Source organism: Streptomyces sp. ASQP_92 (assembly GCF_025399895.1).
In the GTDB taxonomy this organism is placed as follows: Bacteria; Actinomycetota; Actinomycetes; order Streptomycetales; family Streptomycetaceae; genus Streptomyces.
The window spans coordinates 386,100-406,368 of the sequence record NZ_JAODUA010000004.1; the positions used below are offsets into that span (position 1 = coordinate 386,100).

Here is a 20,269-nt window from a genome sequence, read left to right on the forward strand (position 1 = left end):
TCCCTTTGCCTGCACGCCTCTTGACGTGTTCCGTCCAACCTGACTTCATGAACTGGGAGCGCTCCCACGCACCACTGCCCCCGTCCCCACACTCCCCGAGGAAGGCTCCCCCGTGCCTCCTACCCCCTTCACGCGCGGCGCGGCACGTCGTGCGGCCGCGGTGCTCGCCGGGTTCGCCCTGGCAGTCGGCGGCCTGACCGCCGCCGCACTTCCGGCGCACTCGGCCGACGCGGCCGCCGCCGCCCAGCCCGCCGACTCTCCCGTACGGGTCAACCAGCTCGGCTATCTCCCCGACGGGCCCAAGCGGGCCGTCGTGGTGAGCTCCGCGAGTGCGCCGCTGGCCTGGCAACTGCGCGACGCCTCCGGCGCCGTCGTCGCCTCGGGTGCGACCGCGGTGCACGGCGCGGACCAGGCCTCCGGCCAGTCCACGCACCTCGTGGACTTCGGCGCGTACACCGGTAGCGGCACCGGTTTCATCCTGGTCGTGGGTGACCGGTCCAGCCACCCGTTCGACATATCGGCGTCGCTGTACGACGGGCTGCGCGCCGACAGCATGTCGTTCTTCTACCAGCAGCGCAGCGGCATCGCGATCGACGCCGCTCTCGTGGGCAGCGCCTACGCGCGCCCCGCCGGGCATCTGGGCGTGGCCCCGAACAGGGGCGACACCAGCGTTCCCTGCCAGGCGGGGGTGTGCGACTACCAGCGGGATGTGCGCGGCGGCTGGTACGACGCTGGTGACCAGGGCAAGTACGTCGTGAACGGCGGCATCGCCACCTGGGAGCTGGTCAACTCCTTTGAACGTGCCCGGCGTTCGGGCGGTGAGGCTGCCCTCGGCGACGGGACCCTGCGCGTTCCGGAGCGCGGCAACGGAATCCCGGACGTCTTGGACGAGGCCCGCTGGGAGCTGGAGTTCCTGCTGCGGATGCAGGTCCCCGCGGGTAAGCCGATGGCCGGGATGGCCTTCCACAAGGTCCATGACGCGCAGTGGACCGCACTGCCGACAAGGCCCGAACTCGACGACGCGCAAAGGGAGTTGCACAAGCCGTCGACCGCCGCCACGCTGAACCTGGCGGCCACGGCCGCGCAGTGTGCCCGGGTGTACGCGCCCTACGATGCCGCGTTCGCCGCTCGCTGCCTGGACGCGGCCCGCCGCGCCTGGGCGGCCGCCAAGGCCAACCCCGACGTCCTCGCCCCGGCGACCGACAACACCGGCGGTGGCGCGTACGAGGACGCAGACGTCTCCGACGAGTTCTACTGGGCGGCGGCCGAACTCCTGGCTACCACCGGCGAGTCGCAGTACCGGGACGGCGTCACCTCCTCCCCGCACCACACCGAGCCGGCCGACGGCTTCTGGTGGGGCGGCACCGCGACACTCGGCCGGATCACCCTCGCCACCGTCCCCGGCGTGGCCCTGCCCGCCGACGACCTGGCTCGACTGCGCGGTGCACTCACCACGGCCGCCGACGCGCAGCTGTCCACCATGGCCGGACAGGGCTACCCGGTGCCGCTGACCGCCACCGGTTACGTGTGGGGCTCCAACAGCGCCGTCACCAACAACGCGATGATGCTGGCCGTCGCGTACGAGCTGACCGGTCAACAGCGGTACCGGGCAGGGGCGTTGGAGTCACTGGACTATCTGCTCGGGCGCAACGCGCTCGACCTTTCCTACGTGACGGGCTACGGCGAGCGCTTCTCCGAGAACCAGCACCACCGCTTCTGGGCGCACCAGAACGATGCCTCCCTGCCGCACCCGCCCAGCGGTTCGGTCGCGGGCGGCCCGAACGCGGGCCTCGACGACCCCGTGGCCAAGGCCAAGCTCCAGGGGTGCGCCCCAGCGGCGTGCTACGTGGACGACATCGGCTCGTACTCCACCAACGAAGTGGCGATCAACTGGAACGCCTCCCTGGCATGGCTGTCGGCGTTCGCGGCGGAGCGGCGCAGCGCCCCGGCCGTGCCTGCGGTGCAGGTGACCCCGGCGACGGTCAGCGTCCCGGAAGGCGGGTCGGCGACGGTCGGTGTACGGCTCTCGGCGGCGCCCACCCAGAACGTCACCGTGACGGTCGCCCGAAGCTCCGGCGACCCGGATCTGACCGTGGCGGCGGGAGCGGCCATGACGTTCACTCCCGCCAACTGGGCAACGCCGCAACCGATTTCGGTGTCCGCCGCCCAGGACGCGGACGCGGTGTCGGGCAGTGCGACCTTCACGGTCGGGGGCCCGGCGGTGCGGGCGGCGACGTTCACGGCGACGGAGGCGGACGACGACGCGACATCGGGGACGAGCTGCTCCGTGACCTACCGGATCGACAACGCGTGGAACGACGGGTTCACGGCGACGGTGACCGTGAAGAACACCGGGGCGTCGGCGATCTCGGGCTGGACCCTGGGCTGGAGCTTCGCGGGCAACCAGCGGATCAGCGGCGCCTGGAACGCCACGGTGACCCAGTCCGGCACGGCGGTGACGGCCAAGGATGCCGGATGGAACGGCACCCTGGCGCCCGGCGGCAGCGCGAGCTTCGGGTTCCAGGCCGGGTACTCGGGCACGAACGCGGCACCGACGGCCTTCACCCTGAACGGCGCTGCCTGCTCCTGAACCGCCTTGGCTCTGCGCATCCGTGTACGTGTACGTGTCCGAGTCGAGAGTGCCGCCCGCTTCCATGAACGGAGCGGCACTCACGACCTCGGACCCCCGGGCCCGCACGGAAGCGGCGGGACGGGCCCAGCGCACCTAAGAGCGACCGGCCGGTGCCGAGGAGCACCGGGACCTGGGCGCGTGATCCACCACCGACACGCATTCAAGGCCGGCTCAAGCCTTGTCGACATGCGGCCTCCTGCGCGGCCATGACCTCGTCCCCGTGCTCGAAGCCCCACGCCCCGAGCGCCTCGATGGGAGCCAGCAACGTCTCACCCAGAGAAGTGAGTTGGTACTCGACACGCGGCGGCGCTCCCGGGTGTGCCCGGCGGGCGACCAGACCGTTGGACTGCAAGCGCCTCAGCGTTTCGGTGAGGACCTTGGAGCTGATCCCTCCGATCTGCTCCCGGAGGTCGCCCGGGCGTCTGGGGCCGTCGCGCAGGGCCCAAAGCACCACGGCGTTCCAGGTGTTGGAGAGAAGGTCGAAGGCGAGGCGGGCACGGCAGTCGGCGAGGAAGACGTCGGTCGTCACGTACCACATGGTGCCTGACGGACCTTCTAGCGTCGTTGCGAACGGGCAAGCGGTCCGAGCAGGTCCTGGGAGGGAATGCGTGATGAGAATCGGCGTACTGGGCACGGGCAACATGGCGGATGCGCTCGCCACCCACTGGGTGCGGGCCGGGCACGACGTGGCTGTCGGAGGTCGGGACATACGGAAGGCGGAACGGCTCGCGGCGCGCGTTGGGGGTGGCGCGAAGCCTGCCGGTCTGCGGGCGGCGGCCGAGTTCGGGCAGGTGGTACTGGCGGCCCTTCCCTACGGTGCGGGTTCGGGTGTCGTGGGGGAACTGCGGGCGGCCCTGCACGGCAAAGGGCTGATCGACTGCTCCAATCCGATCGGGCCGGGTTTTCGGCTGCTGACGCCGGGCGGTGTCTCGGCCGCGCGACAACTGGCCGCGGCGGCTCCGGAAGCCCATGTGGTCAAGGCGTTCAACCTCTGCCACGAGGACGTGTGGCGCATGTCGCCACCCGTCTTCGACGGGCGTCCGCTGGCCGTTCCGGTCTGCGGGGACGACGGAGCCGCCCTCGCGCTGGTGCACGAGCTGGTGCGCGACGCCGGCTGCGAACCCGTGGCCGGCGGCGGCCTCGAACGAGCGGGGCTCCTGGAGGCGACCGCCGCGCTCTTCATCGGGCTCTGGGTGGGTGAGGGAGCCGATGCCCAAGCGATCGCACCCCCACTGTCCTACGCCACCGGACCGGGACATGAGGTCGATCAGGAGTTCCGGGCCACACCTTCTACGCGGTGAAAACCTGACGCTCCACCCGCGACGACCTGCGTGCTGCGCCCGCCCAGAGCTAGACCGTGAAGCCGTTCACGCGTTCCGGGGTGATGCGAACGATCAGCCGGCTCGCGTTCTCGGGCGGCGGGTCCTCGCCCAGGTAGCGCTGCGAGAGCCGCTTCGGCAGCACCTTGTCCGGGTCGGGCAACAGCTCCGCGGTACCTCGGATCTCGGCCGACCGGTAGGGGTTGCTCAGATCGAAGACCGCGAGGCTCACACGTGGGTCGCGCTCGATGTTCCGGGCCTTCTTCCGGTTGGCGGTCACGGAGACGAGTACCGTGTCGCCCTCGCGTACGTACCAGACCACCGAAGTCTGCGGCCCACCATCCGGGTTGACCGTGGCGAGGGTGGCGAAGTTCTTGTCGTCGAGCAGGCCGGTGGTGGCGGAGTCGAAGCCTTCGAATGCTGTCATGTCCCGAGACAACGACGCATCGGCGCCAGTTCTTCCGCCTTTCGCGCTCGGCCTGCGCGATGACGAACTGCTTCACGCCGGATCCGATCGCCCTGGCGCGCGCCGTCGTCCGCCCTGCGGAGGCTCGTAGCCTTCGACGAGATACGTAGGAGCATCGCGCCGCCAGGAGCCACGACGAGCCACGCGTCACGACGGGAATCGGCCAACTGTGGCCGAAGAATCGGACGCGTACACGTTGACAGACATGGGGTCACGAGGATCTACCGTTCATGTGCGGATAGTGTGTCCATGGGCCGAACGGATCTCCGTATGACCCAACTTGACCACCCTGACGGTAGGTCGTGACCCCAACTCTCGTACCCGGCCTCCTGAAAGTGGCGCTGATGAACGTGTCGCCCAGCGGTAGACAACTGCTCAGCCGGGGCGCTCTGGCAGCCCTCGTGGGCGCGGTCACCCTCATACCGGGCCCGAGTTACGCGGCCCCGCACGACCCCGAACCGGTCGCCGGCGGGCCCCTGGAACAGATCCACAGTCAGCTCGATGGCCTCTACCGTGAGGCGGAGGTGGCAACCGAGGCGTACGACGCCGCCAACGAGAAGGCGACCGAGCAGTCCAAGCGAGTGACGTCCCTCCAGAGTGACCTCGCCCGCACCCAGGGCCGGGCGGACGCCCTGCACGGCCTCGCCGGGGCGGCGGCCCGAGCGCAGTACCGCGGGGACTACTTCGGCTCCGCCGGCTTCCAGTTGATACTCAGCGACCATCCCGAAAACGCGCTCGCCGACGCCGCGCAGGCCGACCGGACCCGCGCCACCATCGAGGCCATATACCAGAGCCAGAAGACCGCCCGCGCGGAACTCGACCGGCAGACCGAGGCCGCGACGAAGAACCTGCGTGACCTCAAGAAGAGCCTCGCCGACAAGGCCGGCGCGAAGGAAAAGATCCAGAAGAAGATCGCCGACGCGGAGCGGATCGAGGCGGGCCTGAAGGCCGAACAGGTCGCCGGGCTGGCCCAGTTGGAGAAGCGGAAGGCGGACGAGGCCAAGTCCAAGTGGCCCGGCTCCGGTTCGGACGGCGGGCCGGCCGACAAGGGCGGTTCGGGCAACGGGCCCTCGGGCGGCGCTCCGGCCGTGAGCGGCAGGGCCGGGCAGGCCGTCTCCTTCGCCATGGCGCAGATCGGCAAACCGTACGGGTGGGGTGACGTGGGTCCCTCGTCGTACGACTGCTCGGGGCTCACCTCCGTGGCCTGGGCCCATGCCGGACACCCCATACCCCGTACCTCACAGGCCCAGTGGCAGGGACTGCGCCACGTCGGTCTCGCCTCCGCCCAACCAGGTGATTTGATCATCTACTTCAGCGATGCCACGCACGTGGGCATGTACATCGGAGGCGGACAGATCGTCCACGCTCCGCGGCCCGGGCGGACGATCACGACCGCGCCCGCCGCATCCATGCCGATCCTCGGCGTGGTCCGACCCGGAGGCTGAGCGGATATGTCCCACTTGCCGGTATCCCGTGACGACGGGAATCTGCCCGCGCTCAGCGCGCAGCCGTTGATCCGTCTGGACGCGTATGTCGCCGAGGACGGATCGACCGTGGTCAACGGTCATCTGCTGACCATGGGCGGCACCAGGCCGCCCAATGAGGCGATCCTCGACGCCGTGGCGATGTTCGCCCGCACCCTGGGGGCTCCAGTGGCGGCGACTGTCGTCGACCGCACCGCGCAGCAGGTGGCGCGGCTTCGGGTGCACCCGGACGGCTCCAGCTACACGATCGCCGACGAGGAGGACCTGCCTCCCGGTCGTGAGCGAACCGAAGCGGAGGAGCAGGCGTTCCCCCCGCTCGCCCGTGTCGAGAGGATCATCCAGCACGCGCAGCGGGAGGAGCTGCACGAGGCGTTCGTCCTGGCCAGCGCTCTGCGCGAGCACCTGACGCTACGCCGGGGCGTGGAGGACGATCTCTCGCTGGAGGCGCGGGCGATCGAGGCCTACATGGCGTTCCTGCGCGGCGACTACGCGGTCTCCACCGTGCTCGCCCTCACCGTCGCGCGCATCCGGTGCCGCACCGACCTCAACCGGGCCGCACCCGAGGTGGCCCGCGCCACCGCGGCCTGGCAACGACTCGAGGACGCGAGCCAAGTGGCGACCCGAGGGCAGGAACTCCTGTACATGTGGGACCGGTTGTCCGCTGCGGGTCTGGTACAGCACCAAGCCCACCAGACCATGGCGCTGGCGGTCCGAAACAGGCTCGAACGGGGCGCCCACTACGTGGAAGCCCCGGCGGAGCGTCCGGCTGCGGCCCTCACCGCGGCCCAGGGGCCGGCCGCCCCGGAGGACACGCCGCTCAAGCGCAGCCGACGGGGTCTGCGGCGCTTCACCAGATGGACGGGCCGGGCCACCGGCTGAGGCGCCCCCGCCGATGACGGAGACGGCCATCGCGCCGCAGCCGTCCATGTCCTCGGCCTCCGCGACCGGCTGCGGCGATCAATGCGTCATCAGCAGGATGAGGAAGGCCGACGACGCGCCCACGGTGAGCGCCGCCCCCACCCCGGTGAACACCACGAAGAACGCCTTCGAGTCCCAGCCGGACAGCTCGAATCGGGCGGGGTTCCGCTCGTCGTACAGGACCATGACGCGGGCACCGACGCCGAAGCCCCGGGTGACCTTGCCGCGGCCGAACATGGCGGGGTACGTGCACGCGCGGCCTTCCCGGGTCGTCCACGCCACGACCGGGTGGTGGTACCTGGCGCCCTCGTCACCGTGCCTGGTGTCGTGGCGCACGATGTGCCCCACCGCGGTGATGCCGGTACGGCGGAGCGAGTCGGCGCGGCGGAGTCCGTACACGCCGACACCAAGAAAACTCACGCCGATCACCAGGGGTATGAGCAAGAAGAGCCATTCGCGTTCCATGCCCTGTCCGACGCGAGGGGGGCCGCCACGGTTGCCGGCATGTGTGTGGGCCCGTCCCTCACCTCAGCACGCCCGGTCGCGGCAGCGTACGGCGTTGAACTGGGCCCCCGCGAGCAGCGACAGGTTCGTGAACCACAGCCAGACGAGGAACACCACCACACCGGCCAGCGAACCGTAGAGGCGGGTGTACGAGGCGAAGTGGTCGGCGTAGAGGGTGAATCCGGCGGATGCCGCGCACCAGAGGAGAACCGCGACCACACCGCCAGGCAGACCTCGGCGCACGCCGCGCGCCTCGGGCGGGCCGGTGCGGAAGAGCACGAGGAGCAGGACCGTGACGACGCCCAGGATGATCGGCCAGCGCAGCATGGACCACGTCCCCAGGCTGTCGAGGCCGAGCAGCGCCGCCGCGCGACGGTCGAGCGGGCCCGAGAGCACGATCGCGGCCGAGCCCGTGAGCAGGAGGGCCAGCAGGAGGAGTGCGGTGGCCACGATGGTGTGTGCGGTACGCAGGGCCGGCCTGCTGTCCGGGAGGCGATGCATGGAATGCAGCGCCCGGCGAAAGACCGCGAGGTAGCTCGTCGCCGACCACAGGGCGCTGCCCGTCCCCGTCACCACCAGCACCCACACCCCGGATTGCGCGGTCGTCATCTCCCGCAGCGCGTCGCGCAGGGCGCTCGCGGACTGTGCCGGGGCGTACGACGTGAGGTCGTCGATCAGACGGTCCGTGGCCTGCGGGGCGGCCAGTCCGATGACCGAGACGGTGACCAGCATCGCGGGTACCAGGGCCAGGACGGCGTAGTAGGTCAACGCTGCCGCATGGTCGGACACGTTGTCGTCCCACACCGCCACCCCGGTCGCACGCAACTCACCGCGAAGCCGCTTCACGAGGGCAGTGGCGCGGGCGCGTCTTCCGCTGGGGCGCGGGGAGGGGTCGGGCACGGAACTCTCTCTTCGTGTGGTGGCGGGCGAAGTGTGCGTACCCGCAGTGGCGCGCGTCACGCCGACGGCCACACACACGGCGGTGGGGGATGTGAGGGGCACCTGTGCCCCTCACATCCCCCACCCTCATCCAACTCGCGTCAGAAGCGACCGCCCGTGACACGGGTGAGGGGTCCCTGTCCGCGTCGTACGGACACTCGGCCGAGACTATAGGCACCCGCCAGGGCCGCCAGTACGCCTCCTCCCACGCCTGCCGCGATCTGCTTGCGGTTGCGCACCACCGTCCATGCGGTCGATGCGATGTGGACCGACTTTCCGGGCACCGTGGCCAGCATCTCGCCGCCGGACTTGGCCTTGGAGCGCAACGCCAGCACCTTGCTGCCCGTCGTGTCCTTGGCTTCGGACGCCGCCGACTTGGTGTCGCTCGCAGCCGACGCCGCCTTGGTCGTGGCAGACCGAACTCCGCTGCTCGCAGAGCTCGCCGTGGTCTTGGCCGCAGTGCTCTTCGTCGCCTCGTTCTTCTTCGCTGTTTCCGACATGAGGTCCGTTTAGCCGCTGCTTTCGAATCGAAACGGTCAAGCGCGGCTGAAAACCGGGCTGTTCTACGGATGACCCGCATAGGCATGGGCGGGGAGCACACATCGGCCCCGGTGACCCCACTGATGCAGGACGGTCACGACTACAGGGCGGGCCGCACCCGAGCCGTGGTTCTGCGGACCCGGGCCGACCTGGGCCAGTTCGCGGCCGGGATCAACTCGTCACGGCACGAGTACGATGCGCCCGCGCAGGCCCCGCGAGGCCAGGGCGTCGTGGGCGGCGGCGGCTTCCGCGAAGGGCATCGTCCGGTCCACCCGCAGGGTGAGACCGCCGGCGTCCGCGAGCGCGGCCAACTCGGCGAGCCGCGCCCCGTCGCTGCGTACCTGGACCCGCGAAATCCGGATCCCGCGCTCCTCGTCCGGCCCCGCGCCCCGAAGGCTCACGAACGCGCCGCCGTCCCGCACGGCACCGAGCACTGACGCTCCCAAGGCGGCTGCATCGATCAGACCGTCGACTCCGCCGGGAACGGCTGCGCGGATCGCGACGGTGGGGTCGTCGGAGCGCGGGACGAAGACGTCGGCGCCGAACTTGCGCACCAACTCCTCGTCCTGCGGCCCGGCGACGGCGACGGCCCGCAGACCGCGCGCGGCCGCCAGTTCGACCAGGTAGCCGCCCACGGCACCCGCCGCACCGGTGATCGCCACCGTCGCGCCCTCGGCCGCGCCGAGCAGGTCAAGGGCCTGCCAGGCGGTGAGCCCGTTCAGCGGGAGGGTCGCCGCCTCGGTCGGACGTGCGTGCCGGGGCGCGGCGGCGACCGCCGTGGCGGGCAGGACGACGTACTCGGCATGGGTGCCCGCCTGGGTGTCCGGCCAGTCGGACAGGCCGATCACGGCCTCACCCATGGCGAAACCACGCACACCCCCGCCCAGGGCGTCGATGGTGCCCGCGACATCAAGGCCCGGTATGTAGTAGTCCCGTTCGGGGACGCGCGAGGCCAGGGCGCCGGACCGGATCAAGGCGTCTGCGGGGTTCAACGTGGCTGCCGCGACCCGGATGCGGACCTGGCCGTCACCTGGCTCGGGGGCCGGCACTTCGGCGACGCGGAGCACGTCGGAACCACCATATTCGGACACGATGACAGCACGCATCTTTACGACTTCTCTCTGAAGGCACCCTCACCGGGCAGGTCCCGGCAGGCTGTTCCTGGAACCTGGACGACCGGTTTCTCATTCCGTCGGGCGGCATGAAAAGCGGTCGTCCCAGGCCGGGATGGCGGGCCAGGGTGCCGTGCCGGGCGAGCGCGACGTGCACGGCCGCACCTGGGCCGTCAGTCACCGGGGCCTTCAGTCGCGGTACGCGAGCTCCTTGGGTCGCGCTCCGGTCGTGGCGACCGGTGAGGTGGCGGCCCGCTCTGTGGTTCCCGCCGCTTTGAGGAGGCGCAGGAGCGGGCTGGTCATCATGGTGGTGCCGAGGGCGACGAGGGTGAGGATGGCGAGCATCCGGGCGTCGATGATTCCGGCGTCGTAACCGATCTGGATGACGATGAGTTCGGTCAGGCCGCGGGCGTTGAGCAGGACGCCGAGGACCAGTGCCGGGCGCCGTTGCATGCCGGTGAGCCAGGCGCACAGGCCGGGTCCGGCGACCTTGCCGACGGTGGCCAGGGCCAGCAGGCCCAGGAAGACGAGGACGGTCGGGCCGTCCCAGTCCAGCGCGCTGAGGTCGGCGGTCAGGCCGAAGCCGAAGAAGAAGAACGGCAGCAGGACGATCTTCGCGGTGCTGGTCAGACCCTCCACGACGGGTCCGGTGCGAGAGTTGGGCCAGGCGAGCCCGACCAGGAGAGCCCCGATGAGCTGGTGCACACCGAGCGCTGCCGTGAGCGTCGCGGCTGACGCGACCCCGACGACGAGGACGATTCCCGAGGCCGGCCCGTCCCCCTGCCGCGAGGCCCACCGGGCCAGCAGCCGCTTGACCGGCCCGAGGAACAAGGCCACCACCGCGATCGTGGCGGCCGCGTTGACCAGCAGCATGGTGGGGTCGGATCCGTGGGCGGCGGCCAGGATCCCCGCGAGGACCAGCCACCCCGCCCCGTCACCGACCGCCGCCGCGAACAGACTCAGGCGTCCCGGTTCGGTACGGGAGATGCCGAGGTCGGACAGGAGCCGGGCGAGGACGGGGAACGCGGTGATGCTCAGCGCGCAGCCGACGAACAGGACGAAGGCCACACCATGTCCGCGGGGCCCCGCGTAACGCGCCGCCAGGGGCACGGCGACGAGCGCGCCGAGGGCGAACGGGACGAGCACGGAGGACTGGCTGACCAGGAGGGCCCGGGTAGCCGCACCGCGCAGCCGCATTCCGGCGAGCTCCTGGCCCACGCCGAACATGAAGACGACCAGGCCGAGTTGGGCCAGTCCGTCGATGGGTCCGAGCGTGCCGCGCGGGAAGAGCCAGCCCATCGCTCCGGGCGCCAGGTTGCCCAGGAGGGACGGCCCCAGGGCGAGGCCCGCGCAGATCTCCCCCACCACCGGGGGCTGGCCGAGCCGGCGGGCGAGCGCCCCGCCGAGGTGGGCGGCGGTCAGCACGACGGCGACGGCGAGCAGGAAGTGCCCGGCCGCGCCGAGCTTCGGTCCCGAGGCGGCAGCGGCGACCGCGTCCGTACCGGGCATGGCAAGGGCACTGCCGACGATGACGAGGAGCGGCAGGACGGCGGTCACCGTGATCGCCGTCCCCCGGCGGGACTTGGGCGCCGGCACGGAGGCCCCCTCGCCTCCCGGGGAGGCGGACGGCGCCGTGACGGCGGCGGGTTCGTGGGCCATCTCAGTGCGCCTCGTAGATCATGTCGCGCATCAGCTCGCTGGCTCCGGCCGCGATCGTTCCCGCTGTAGCGTCGCGGTGCACCCGCGCCACCGCCGAGTCCTCCAAGTAGCCCTGGGCGCCGTGGAGTTGGGAGCAGACCTGGGCCGCGGACAGGGCCAGTTCGGTGGCGCGGAGCTTCAGCACCGACGCGGTGCGCGTGTCGAGCCGTCCCTGGGTGTGCAGCCACGCGGCGTGGTAGGCGTAGCGGCGCACCATGTCGAACTCGCCGTACAGCTCGGCCAGTCGGTGCCGTACGGACTGATGTGTCCCCAGGGGGACGCCCTTGATCCGGCGGGAGCGGACATGGGCGTCGACGAGGCGCAGGGTGTGGCGTGCGCCGCCGACCGCCAGCAGGCCCGCCACCAGACGTTCGAAGTCGAGGGCGCGCATCAGTTGGGTGAGGGCCCGGTCGCGACGGCCGAGGAGGGAGTGCGCCGGCAGTTCGACGCCCTGGAAGGTGATGGTGGCCAGGTCGGCGGAGCGCCAGCCGAGCATCGGCTGGGGACGCCGTGTGATGCCGGGGCTTTCGGCGTCGACGAGCAGCATGCTCGCTCCGGTCAGCCCCCGTTCGGGACCGGAGCCGGGGGCCGGCAGGCGGGTGCGGGCGAGCACGACGAGCAGTCCGGCGCCGGTGCCGTTGGCGACATAGCTCTTGTGGCCGTCGAGTACGAAGCCCTCGTCCCCACCGGCGCCCTTCGGCGCGGCATAGGTGCGCAGGTCACGGAGGTCGGAGCCCGCGTCAGGTTCGCTGATGGCCAGCGCGGTCACCCGCTCGCCCCGGTAGGCGGGCGGCAGATGGGCCGCTTGTTGCTCGGCCGAGCCGAACATGAGGATGTACGAGAGGGCCATGTACGCATGGACTCCAACGGCGGCCCGGATGCCCGCGTAGCCGCTCGCTCCCAGCTCCTCCAGGAGGACGGCGCTGCGCAGGAACTCCTCGCCCGTGTGCCCGATCTCCAGCAGGCCTGCCGTACCGAGCGCCTTCCACCCCTCGGCTCCCACGCGGCGCCGCTCCTCCCACGCGTCGGCGTCGGGCAGCACGCACGCGGCGAGCCGCTCGCGCACCTGGAGGCGGAAGGCGTCGTGTTCGGCTGTGAGGAAGGGGAACTCGCGTGCCAGGTCCCGGTCCGGGAGGGAGGTGGTCATGACGCCACTCCTGCGGCGACGGGACGGCTGTCCAGGGTGGCGAGCAGGGCGCGCCGGTCGACCTTGCCCGTCGTGGTCAGCGGGAGTTGCGTGCACAGCCGGAGGTCGGCCGGGACCATGTAGGGCGGCAGGACGGCTCTCAAGTGCGCGCGGAACTCACCGGGTTCGCGCTCGGCCGTGTCCGGCACGACGAAGGCGATGAGTTCCTGTCCGCCCTGTGCGTTCGGCCGGGTGGTCACGAAGCTCTGGCGCACGGCGTGGTAGGCGTCCAAGTGGTAGGAGATCTCGCCGAGTTCGATGCGGTAGCCGTGGACCTTCACCTGGTCGTCGAGGCGGCCCTGGAACACCAGATGGCCCCGCTCGGACAGGCACGCGCGGTCGCCGGTGCGGTAGAGGCGCCGCGGTTCGCCGTCGAGGTCGAGTTCGGTGAAGTGGCGGGCGCCGGTCTCGGGTGCCCCGAGGTAGCCGGGGGTGAGGCCGGGCCCGGCGAGCAGGATCTCGCCGGTCTCCCCGGGCTCGCACAGCCGCCCGTCGTGGACCACGTAGGCGCGGGTGTTCTGGATGGGCCGGCCGATGGGGAGGCTGGTCTCGTCCAGCGGGAGCGTGCGGACCGGGTGGTAGGTGGCGAAGGTGGTGCACTCGGTGGGTCCGTAGACGCTGACGATCCGGTCGGGCCCGTACCGTCGCAGGGCGGCGGCCATGTGGGTCAGGGAGTGCGCCTCGCCGCCGGTCAGAACGGTGGTCACGTCCGCCAGGATGTCCGGGGCTTCGTCCACGACCGTGTTGAACAGGGCGGTGGTGAGGAAGAGGACGTTCACCCGGTGCTCGGACAGCACCTTGCCCAGCCGGCTGAGGCGGACGAAGTGGTCCGGGTACAGCACACAGGTGCCGCCGTTCAGCAGGGCGCCCCAGATCTCGAAGGTGGCCGCGTCGAACGAGGCCGGTGCCAACTGGAGCAGGACGGTGTCCTGGTCGAGTGTCGCGTAGCGGGCGCCGTGGACGAGCCGGACGATGCTCCGGTGCCTGATGGGTACGCCCTTGGGGGCGCCCGTCGAACCGGAGGTGAAGTTGATGTAGGCGATGTCGTCCGGTGATCCCCGGTGTGGCACCGCTTCTTGACGGATCGTCAGTGAATTCAGGTCGACCGGGATCACGTGTCGTCCCGGCAGCCGTGCGGCGACCTTGCCGGCTTCGGAGGCCCGGGTCAGGACATGGCGACCGTCGGTGCGCTCCAGCAGGGTGTGCAGTCGTCCGTCGGGCCAGGACGTGTCGGCGGGGAGGTAGGCGGCTCCGCACTTGACCGTGGCGAGCAGGGCGATGATGAGTTCCGCCGAGCGGGCGATGAGCACGGTGACGGTGTCGCCCGGGCGGACTCCCTCCTCGCGCATGCGCGTGGCAAGGTCGTTGGCGAGTCCGTCCAGGGTGCGGTAGTCGAGGCGGCCACCGGCGTGGACGAGTGCGACGGCCTCGGGGCGGCGGCCCGCCTGTTCCTCGAACAGTTCCTTGACCCCGCGTTCGGGATACGCGGTGGTGGTGCCCTGGTTCAGCGCCCGGTGGGCTGCCAGTGCCGTGGGTGTCGGCGTCGGACGGTGCGGTGCGGTCATCGGGACCCCTCCAGGCGCGCGTTGATCGTTTCCAGCAGTCGGTCCCGGTGGGTGTCCAGGAAGAAGTGGCCTCCGGGAAGCTCCACCACCTCGCATGCGCGACTGCTGTAGAGCTTCCAGTCGCGCATGGCCGCGTACCCGTCGACCGGGTCGTCGCGGCCGTAGAGGGCGGTCAGGGGAACGTCCACGCCCGGTGCGCCGTGGCGGTCGTCCCACAGTTCGGCGAGCCGCATGTCGGCGCGCATCGTCGGCAGGAACAGCCGCATCATCATCGGGCTGTCCAGGATCTCGGCGGGCGTGCCGCCCATGGCGCGCACCGCGTCCAGGTAGCGCTCGCCCGGAAGTTCGTGCAGATACGGGCGGGCTTGCGGCGCGTTGGGGCTGCGGCTGCCGGACACGAACAGGTGCCGCGTTGCTCCGGGATGCGCCGAGGCGGTCAAGTGGGCCATTTCATAAGCAAGTCGGCCGCCGAAGCTGTGTCCGTAGAAGGCGTGGGGTGTGTCGAGGAGCCCGGCCGCGGAGAGGGCGTCGAAGGTCTCCGCGAGCAGGGAGTCCCAGTTCTCGTACATCGCCTCGCGCAGCCGGGGGCCCCGGCCGGGCAGCCTGACAGCGACCAGTTCGACCCCGGCGTCCAGGCCGTCTGCCCAGCTCCGGAAGATGTCGGGGCCGCCTCCCGCGTAGGGAAAGCAGATCAGCCGGATGCGGCGGGGGCCCGCCGCGCGCCGCAGTACCGGCGCCCATCGATCGCTGTCGGACCGCACGGCCGTCCTCCTCAGTCCCGGTCGTTCTGGAGCATGGAGGCGGCGATGTCCCGCACGGCGCTCCGGGCGAACAGGTCGTCCGGGGTCAGGGCGTCCTCGCCGTAGGCCTCCTCGGCCTGGGCGATCAGCCGGATGGCGGTGAGCGAGGTGCCGCCCGCCTCGAAGAAGTCGTCGTCAGCGGTCTCCACCTCAAGACCGAGGTCCCGGCATGTGGTGAGGACCCACTGCTCCAGCTCTTCCTGCGTGGAAGTCTGGGTCTGCACGCTGTTCGACACCGTAGTGATCCTTTCGTTTACTGGTTGGTCCGGAACGGGTGACCGTTGACCGTGCTGTCGACGAAGCGGTTGTGGCCGTAGGTGTCGGTGCCCGAGGTGAGGACGTTGCCGAACTTGTCGAGGCTGGCCTGGCCGCCGAACTCCTCCAGCTCGGTGGAGTACGGGTAGACCTTCACCGACGTCGGCAGGTAGCGGCCCGCGAAGCCCAGGCGCATCTGGTCGGTGAGTCCGCTGTGCGGGTGGGACGCGTGCATCAGCGTCGACCAGAAGACGATGAACTGGCCCTGGCGCATGACCTGGGAAACGGCCTTGGACTCGTCCGGGCTCCAGTTGGGGTCCTTCTGGAGCTGGCGGTAGTCGTGACCGAAGAAGCCGCGGCGGATGCCGTTCTTCTCGGTGGCGTTGATGGCGTCCGGGTTGTAGTCCATCGTCTTGGACTCGTCGTAGTTCATCGTCTTGTGGGAGCCGGGGATGAACTGGAGGCAACCGTTCTCGACGCTGGCGTCCGTGAACGCGGTCCAGACGGTGATGGTGCCGCCGAAGTCGGCGTCCTCGGGCCACACGATCTGGGGGTGCTTGGATCCGGCGACGTTGGAGAAGTTGTCTGCCTGGTGCCAGTCGGTGCCCTCGTCGCCCGGGTACTTGGGGAAGAACTCCGAGCGCCAGCACAGGGTGTCGGGGCCCAGGATGCTGGAGACCCGGTCGACGATCTCGGGCCGGGTGACGTGGTCCGCGAGGAAGTCGATGTCCAGGTGCCGGTCGTAGTTCGCGAGGTTGGTGTTGCCGGACACCGCGCGACCGCCGCCGTAAATGGCCTTCTTGGTATTCAGGAGCTTCGGACGGAGGGCCTGCAGGTTGGCCTCCATCTCGTCCTTCTCATACAGGTCGAACGGGCCGATGTATCCGTCGCGCTGGAACTTCTCCAGCTCCTCGGCACTGAGGGAGAACTTCTTGGTATCGGTTATCTGGTTCATATCTCCACTTTCTTGTGTGGCAGGCCATGCGCAAGCAAGCGGGAACACGCATGGGGACTCAGGCCGGAGGCGCGGGAAAACAAATCGTCGATGCACGCCACCTGTTGCGGGAGGCCGAAAAAGGCCCGCAGAAATCATTCGCCGAAATCGCTCACTCGGTGAAAGCGAGTCCATCATGCCGATTTCGCCGAGGTCAATAAGAATTCTGGCGCGATTAACGCGCTTCTCCGGGCATGCGGAACGGCACGGAGAAACGGCGCGAAGCACCGCGGCTCCGGGCTCGCTCGACCGGGGCAGCCTCGATCTGGGCAGCCTCGATCTGGGGCATGGGCAGCAAGGAGCAGCGGCAGCGGTCATGGCGGCCACCACGCCGGGACCTGGTCCGGCGCATCGCGGCGGCACGTAGCTGCGGGAACGGCGGACTGCCGCCCGCAGAAGCGGATATGTGCTGGTGAGATGGCTGCCGACGAGGGAGAGACAAGGGAGCGGTACGGCCCGCACGAGGGTGAGGCCGCTGTCTCGCCGTCGGATGCCGTCCTGGAGGCGGCCGTCAGCCGGACACCATTCGGTCATCGGCTGAACATCGTGCGGGCGACGGCGGTCTAACGCAGCCAGTCGGCAGGCATACTCCCGGGCCGGGCGGACCTGCCCGACGATCGGCGCACGAGAGTCTGATCGTCGTCCCGGAGTAAGCGCCCGGGATCGCGCTGAAAACGCTCGCGAGCCCTTGCGAAACAGGCTGCGCGGCGGCGCTTCGACGGTGCCCGAAGCATGCCGTTCGGACATCCGTGAGAGGGAGGTGGGTGGCGGTTGGTGTTAATACGTCTGTGTCCTGCATCAGCATCCCCCGGTGAACAAGCCGTGCTCAACATCAGCGCGGGGTTCCGCACCTTCGTCCATAGGCCGGGTAAGCCTCAGTAATCCGCGACCCGGAACAAGTTTGGTGGCTTCGATCCAGGCCGCTCAATCACATTCGCATCCCCCGCCGTAGAGATCAAGTTCTGATTTCAACCCGGGCGTAGGAATCGCCATCTGTGCAGGTCAGAGGTGTATTGGAAACCCTCGGGAATGTCCAAGGAGTGGACGCCTCCCGAGGCGCTGCCCCAACGCACGGCAGCCGTGCCACCGGAAGCCACTGCCGGAGTGACCATGATCACTTGCGGGGCACTGCAGGCAGGCGCCCACTGGGGCGCCGAACCACCGGCCCCCATAAGGCAGTTGAACGCGCCGGGAAACGCGGCGTGGCAGCCTCGCCACGCCAGGACGGTGCCCGCTCCCCCTCCGAAGGCATGGCGGCGTACGGCCTCAGGCCTCATCCGCCGTGCGGGCAAGGGGGGTTGAGCGGGTCGTGTCGGCCGTGTCGAGGGGAGTTCGGGCGGCGGGAACGGTGGGGGGCTTCGCGGGCGGCGGGGAGCGGCGCGGGAGACGGACGCGCATCACCAGGAGGGTCAGCGCCCCTGCCAGCAGACCCCAGAACGCCGATCCGATGCCGAGCAGGGTGACGCCGGAGGCGGTCGCGAGGAAGGTGATGACGGCGGCCTCCCGCGAGTCGTCGTCGGCCAGCGCCGAGGCCAGCGAGTTGCCGATGGTGCCGAGCAGTCCGAGTCCGGCGATGCCCAGGACGAGGGCGCCGGGCAGCGCGGTGAGCAGCGCACCGACGGCGCCGCCGAAGACTCCGACGAAGAGGTAGAACACCCCGGCCCACACCCCGGCGAGATAGCGCCGGTCGGGATCCTCGTGCGCCTCGCGCCCGGTACAGATGGCCGCCGTGATGGCCGCGAGGTTCAGGCCGAAGCAACCGAACGGCGCGAGCAGCAGGTTGACCGCACCGGTCCAGCCGATCAACGGCGAGATGGGCACGCGTTCGTACCCGGCGCCGCGCAGCACCGCGACGCCCGGCAGGTTCTGCGAAGCCATCGTCACGACGAAGAGCGGCAGCGCGACACTGATGATCACCTGCCAGGAGAACTCCGGTGCGGTGAAGACCGGTTGGGCCATCTCGAAGCGCACACCGGCCGGCTTCAGCGAGCCCTGCGCGGCGGCGACCGCCACACCCACCACGAGCGCTCCGATGATGGCGAAGCGGGGCGCGAGGCGCCGCCCCACGAGGTAGACCGCGAACATCGAGAAGACGAGCGCGAAATGGCCGTGCATCCGGGCGAACAGGCCGGTGCCGAACTGCACGAGCACCCCGGCCAGCAGTCCGGCCGCGAGGGGGACCGGTATCCGGCTCATGACCCGCTCGAACCACCCCGTCAGACCGCTCAGCACGATCAGCGCGGCCGAGACGAGGAAGGCACCGATCGCCTGGGCCATCGTCACCCCGCCGAGCCCGGACACCAGGAGCGCGGCGCCGGGGGTGGACCAGGCCGTCACCACCGGCGCTCGGTAGCGCAGGGACAGCCCGATGCAGGTGGTGCCCATGCCGACGCCGAGCGCCAGCATCCAGGAGGTGAGTTCCCCGGGCCCGGCACCGGCGGCCTGGGCGGCGGTGAAGACGATCGCGGCGGAACTGGTGACTCCGACCAGTACCGCGATCAGACCCGCCGTGACGGCGGACGCCGGAGCGACTCGGCGTACCTTTCGATCGGTCACGCTCACTGCTCCCGTTCTGGTGGGCACTGTTCCTCGGGACGGGCGGGATCCACGATCCGAGCTCGTCGCGGTGTGATGCCGGGCGCCCGGGTGCTCGACTGCCGGGGCGTTGCGCGCGTTTTCACGAAGTGACCGCGAGGAGGGTTCCGTTGGTCAGCCGCAGGAGCTCCGACGCGGTCGTCGGAAAGACGGTCCGTGGCGTGCCGGCGGCCGCCCAGATCTGGGGGTAGTCGGTGAGCGCCTCGTCGACCACCGTGGGCAGCGGCCCGGGGTGGCCGACCGGGGCGACTCCCCCGATGGCCTGCCCGGTGGCCTCGCGTACCTGTTCCGCCGAGGCACGCCGGAGTCGGCCGCGTCCCCAGCGCGCCGCGAGCGCGTCCGTGTCGACCTTGTGACGGCCGCTGGTCAGCACCAGGACGGGCTCACCATCGGAGAGGAACACCAGGCTGTTGGCGATCGCGCCGACGTCGCAGCCGAGCGCGGCGGCGGCCTCGGCGGCGGTGCGGGTCGACTCGGCGAGTTCGCGCACCTGTCCCGGTACGCCTGCCTCGGCGAGACGGTCGGCCACCTGTCGGCTGCGAGCGGGCAGGGCATCATGCTGGGGGGAAGACATACTGCTCCTAGACGTATCCTGCGTTCCATATACAGAACGCCATGCTCGCGAAACGTTAGGCCGAGGGCGTCGCCGCAGTCAACGCCCGACGGATGAGGCGTACGACAGATGAACGGAGAAGAGTCGTGGGACTGGCGGACCAGGTGGGGAGCCGTTTGAAGGAGCTCCGAACCGGCCGGGGGCTGTCTCTGTCGGAGTTGGCGCGGCGCTCCGCGATCGGCAAGGGCACGCTGTCGGAGCTGGAGACCGGCCGGCGCAACCCGACTCTGGAGACTCTGTACGCGCTCACCCGTGCTCTGGACGTTCCCCTCAGCAGCGTCCTGAGCGTCGACGAGCCGGTCACAGTGTCGGGCGAGGCCGTGGACGCGTTCCTCACCGAGAAGTTCGAGAACGCCGAGGCGGTCACCGAGGTGTTCCGCATCCGGATCCGGGCCGGCGCGTTCCAGGAGTCGGCCGCGCATGCCCCGGGCACCGAGGAACGTGTCGTCGTCCTGACGGGAACGGCCCGGGTGGGTCCGGCCGGCTCTCCCCGACTGGTCCGCCCGGGCGAGCAGGCACACTGGGTCGCCGACGTCCCCCATGTGTACGGAGCGCCCTCGGAGGATGTCGAGGCGGTCCTGTTCGTGCGCTATCCCGTGGCGGGCCCGGGGGTCTCGTAGCCCCAGCCTCGTGTCACGCCCCCTTCGGA

20 protein-coding genes are annotated in these 20,269 nt (G+C 70.4%); 6 read left to right on the top strand and 14 right to left on the bottom strand.

What is annotated here, in order from left to right; all coding sequences use genetic code 11:
* Positions 1–112: 112 nt before the first annotated feature.
* Positions 113–2,590 (top strand): glycoside hydrolase family 9 protein, encoded by a 2,478-nt coding sequence (locus tag N4G70_RS13750; protein ID WP_261712879.1) that lies wholly within the window; start codon positions 113–115, stop codon positions 2,588–2,590.
* A gap of 202 nt (positions 2,591–2,792) precedes the next feature.
* Here N4G70_RS13750 and N4G70_RS13755 read toward each other — a convergent pair whose 3' ends face one another.
* A complete protein-coding gene (locus N4G70_RS13755) occupies positions 2,793–3,161 on the bottom strand; it encodes a helix-turn-helix domain-containing protein (protein ID WP_261712880.1) in 369 nt (122 codons plus the stop codon).
* A gap of 82 nt (positions 3,162–3,243) precedes the next feature.
* Here N4G70_RS13755 and N4G70_RS13760 point away from each other — a divergent pair, with 82 nt between their 5' ends.
* Positions 3,244–3,933 carry an NADPH-dependent F420 reductase gene (locus tag N4G70_RS13760; protein ID WP_261712881.1) on the top strand — a complete coding sequence of 230 codons (690 nt, stop codon included), beginning with the start codon at positions 3,244–3,246 and terminating at the stop codon, positions 3,931–3,933.
* Between the two features lie 49 nt (positions 3,934–3,982).
* Here the strand turns inward: N4G70_RS13760 and N4G70_RS13765 are convergent, their stop codons facing one another.
* Positions 3,983–4,378 (bottom strand): PPOX class F420-dependent oxidoreductase, encoded by a 396-nt coding sequence (locus N4G70_RS13765; protein WP_261712882.1) that lies wholly within the window; start codon positions 4,376–4,378, stop codon positions 3,983–3,985.
* A gap of 383 nt (positions 4,379–4,761) precedes the next feature.
* Here N4G70_RS13765 and N4G70_RS13770 point away from each other — a divergent pair, with 383 nt between their 5' ends.
* Together N4G70_RS13770 and N4G70_RS13775 are read left to right on the top strand one after the other, a co-directional pair.
* A complete protein-coding gene (locus N4G70_RS13770; protein ID WP_261712883.1) occupies positions 4,762–5,862 on the top strand; it encodes a C40 family peptidase in 1,101 nt (366 codons plus the stop codon).
* A gap of 15 nt (positions 5,863–5,877) precedes the next feature.
* The gene (locus tag N4G70_RS13775) at positions 5,878–6,780 is read left to right on the top strand and encodes a hypothetical protein (RefSeq protein WP_261712884.1); all 903 of its coding nucleotides are present in this window, start codon (positions 5,878–5,880) and stop codon (positions 6,778–6,780) included.
* 78 nt (positions 6,781–6,858) lie between these two features.
* On the opposite strand, the gene N4G70_RS13780 is transcribed toward N4G70_RS13775, so the two are convergent.
* The 10 genes from N4G70_RS13780 to N4G70_RS13825 all read right to left on the bottom strand — a co-directional run bounded on the left by N4G70_RS13780 (position 6,859) and on the right by N4G70_RS13825 (position 16,373).
* On the bottom strand, positions 6,859–7,284 hold the full coding sequence (locus tag N4G70_RS13780) for a DUF3592 domain-containing protein (RefSeq protein ID WP_261712885.1): 426 nt from the start codon (positions 7,282–7,284) through the stop codon (positions 6,859–6,861).
* Between the two features lie 63 nt (positions 7,285–7,347).
* Positions 7,348–8,169, bottom strand: a complete 822-nt coding sequence (locus N4G70_RS13785) for a YihY/virulence factor BrkB family protein (protein ID WP_261712886.1) — start codon at positions 8,167–8,169, stop codon at positions 7,348–7,350.
* A gap of 194 nt (positions 8,170–8,363) precedes the next feature.
* The gene (locus tag N4G70_RS13790; protein WP_261712887.1) at positions 8,364–8,762 is read right to left on the bottom strand and encodes a hypothetical protein; all 399 of its coding nucleotides are present in this window, start codon (positions 8,760–8,762) and stop codon (positions 8,364–8,366) included.
* A 219-nt stretch (positions 8,763–8,981) separates the two neighbouring features.
* Entirely contained in the window at positions 8,982–9,908 is a 927-nt protein-coding gene (locus N4G70_RS13795) for an NADP-dependent oxidoreductase (protein WP_261712888.1), read from the bottom strand.
* A gap of 195 nt (positions 9,909–10,103) precedes the next feature.
* A complete protein-coding gene (locus tag N4G70_RS13800) occupies positions 10,104–11,573 on the bottom strand; it encodes a cation:proton antiporter (protein ID WP_261712889.1) in 1,470 nt (489 codons plus the stop codon).
* 1 nt (position 11,574) lies between these two features.
* Entirely contained in the window at positions 11,575–12,759 is a 1,185-nt protein-coding gene (locus tag N4G70_RS13805) for an acyl-CoA dehydrogenase family protein (RefSeq protein ID WP_261712890.1), read from the bottom strand.
* Entirely contained in the window at positions 12,756–14,363 is a 1,608-nt protein-coding gene (locus N4G70_RS13810; protein ID WP_261712891.1) for an amino acid adenylation domain-containing protein, read from the bottom strand. Before N4G70_RS13810 ends, N4G70_RS13805 begins: the two co-directional genes overlap by 4 nt.
* A complete protein-coding gene (locus N4G70_RS13815) occupies positions 14,360–15,124 on the bottom strand; it encodes a thioesterase II family protein (protein WP_261712892.1) in 765 nt (254 codons plus the stop codon). Before N4G70_RS13815 ends, N4G70_RS13810 begins: the two co-directional genes overlap by 4 nt.
* Before the next feature lie 11 nt (positions 15,125–15,135).
* Complete coding sequence (locus N4G70_RS13820) at positions 15,136–15,387, bottom strand: phosphopantetheine-binding protein (RefSeq protein WP_261712893.1); 252 nt, start codon at positions 15,385–15,387, stop codon at positions 15,136–15,138.
* Between the two features lie 29 nt (positions 15,388–15,416).
* The gene (locus N4G70_RS13825; protein WP_261712894.1) at positions 15,417–16,373 is read right to left on the bottom strand and encodes a chlorinating enzyme; all 957 of its coding nucleotides are present in this window, start codon (positions 16,371–16,373) and stop codon (positions 15,417–15,419) included.
* A 456-nt stretch (positions 16,374–16,829) separates the two neighbouring features.
* Between N4G70_RS13825 and N4G70_RS13830 the strand changes: the two genes are divergently transcribed.
* Positions 16,830–16,979 (top strand): hypothetical protein, encoded by a 150-nt coding sequence (locus N4G70_RS13830; RefSeq protein WP_261712895.1) that lies wholly within the window; start codon positions 16,830–16,832, stop codon positions 16,977–16,979.
* Positions 16,980–17,678: 699 nt separating this feature from the next.
* Here N4G70_RS13830 and N4G70_RS13835 read toward each other — a convergent pair.
* Both N4G70_RS13835 and N4G70_RS13840 read right to left on the bottom strand, forming a co-directional pair.
* Positions 17,679–18,968 carry a benzoate/H(+) symporter BenE family transporter gene (locus N4G70_RS13835; RefSeq protein WP_315904251.1) on the bottom strand — a complete coding sequence of 430 codons (1,290 nt, stop codon included), beginning with the start codon at positions 18,966–18,968 and terminating at the stop codon, positions 17,679–17,681.
* A gap of 121 nt (positions 18,969–19,089) precedes the next feature.
* A complete protein-coding gene (locus tag N4G70_RS13840; protein ID WP_261712897.1) occupies positions 19,090–19,581 on the bottom strand; it encodes a YbaK/EbsC family protein in 492 nt (163 codons plus the stop codon).
* 125 nt (positions 19,582–19,706) lie between these two features.
* Between N4G70_RS13840 and N4G70_RS13845 the strand changes: the two genes are divergently transcribed.
* The gene (locus N4G70_RS13845; protein ID WP_261712898.1) at positions 19,707–20,240 is read left to right on the top strand and encodes a helix-turn-helix domain-containing protein; all 534 of its coding nucleotides are present in this window, start codon (positions 19,707–19,709) and stop codon (positions 20,238–20,240) included.
* Positions 20,241–20,269: the final 29 nt, after the last annotated feature.

Excerpts from the sequence above, each read along its gene's own strand:
- N4G70_RS13805 (WP_261712890.1), bottom strand. The coding sequence starts at position 12,759 with ATGACCACCTCCCTCCCGGACCGGGACCTGGCACGCGAGTTCCCCTTC.
- N4G70_RS13830 (WP_261712895.1), top strand. The coding sequence starts at position 16,830 with ATGGCTGCCGACGAGGGAGAGACAAGGGAGCGGTACGGCCCGCACGAG.
- N4G70_RS13795 (WP_261712888.1), bottom strand. The coding sequence starts at position 9,908 with ATGCGTGCTGTCATCGTGTCCGAATATGGTGGTTCCGACGTGCTCCGC.
- N4G70_RS13760 (WP_261712881.1), top strand. The coding sequence starts at position 3,244 with ATGAGAATCGGCGTACTGGGCACGGGCAACATGGCGGATGCGCTCGCC.
- N4G70_RS13800 (WP_261712889.1), bottom strand. The coding sequence starts at position 11,573 with ATGGCCCACGAACCCGCCGCCGTCACGGCGCCGTCCGCCTCCCCGGGA.
- N4G70_RS13840 (WP_261712897.1), bottom strand. The coding sequence starts at position 19,581 with ATGTCTTCCCCCCAGCATGATGCCCTGCCCGCTCGCAGCCGACAGGTG.
- N4G70_RS13765 (WP_261712882.1), bottom strand. The coding sequence starts at position 4,378 with ATGACAGCATTCGAAGGCTTCGACTCCGCCACCACCGGCCTGCTCGAC.
- N4G70_RS13825 (WP_261712894.1), bottom strand. The coding sequence starts at position 16,373 with ATGAACCAGATAACCGATACCAAGAAGTTCTCCCTCAGTGCCGAGGAG.
- N4G70_RS13810 (WP_261712891.1), bottom strand. The coding sequence starts at position 14,363 with ATGACCGCACCGCACCGTCCGACGCCGACACCCACGGCACTGGCAGCC.
- N4G70_RS13790 (WP_261712887.1), bottom strand. The coding sequence starts at position 8,762 with ATGTCGGAAACAGCGAAGAAGAACGAGGCGACGAAGAGCACTGCGGCC.
- N4G70_RS13780 (WP_261712885.1), bottom strand. The coding sequence starts at position 7,284 with ATGGAACGCGAATGGCTCTTCTTGCTCATACCCCTGGTGATCGGCGTG.
- N4G70_RS13770 (WP_261712883.1), top strand. The coding sequence starts at position 4,762 with ATGAACGTGTCGCCCAGCGGTAGACAACTGCTCAGCCGGGGCGCTCTG.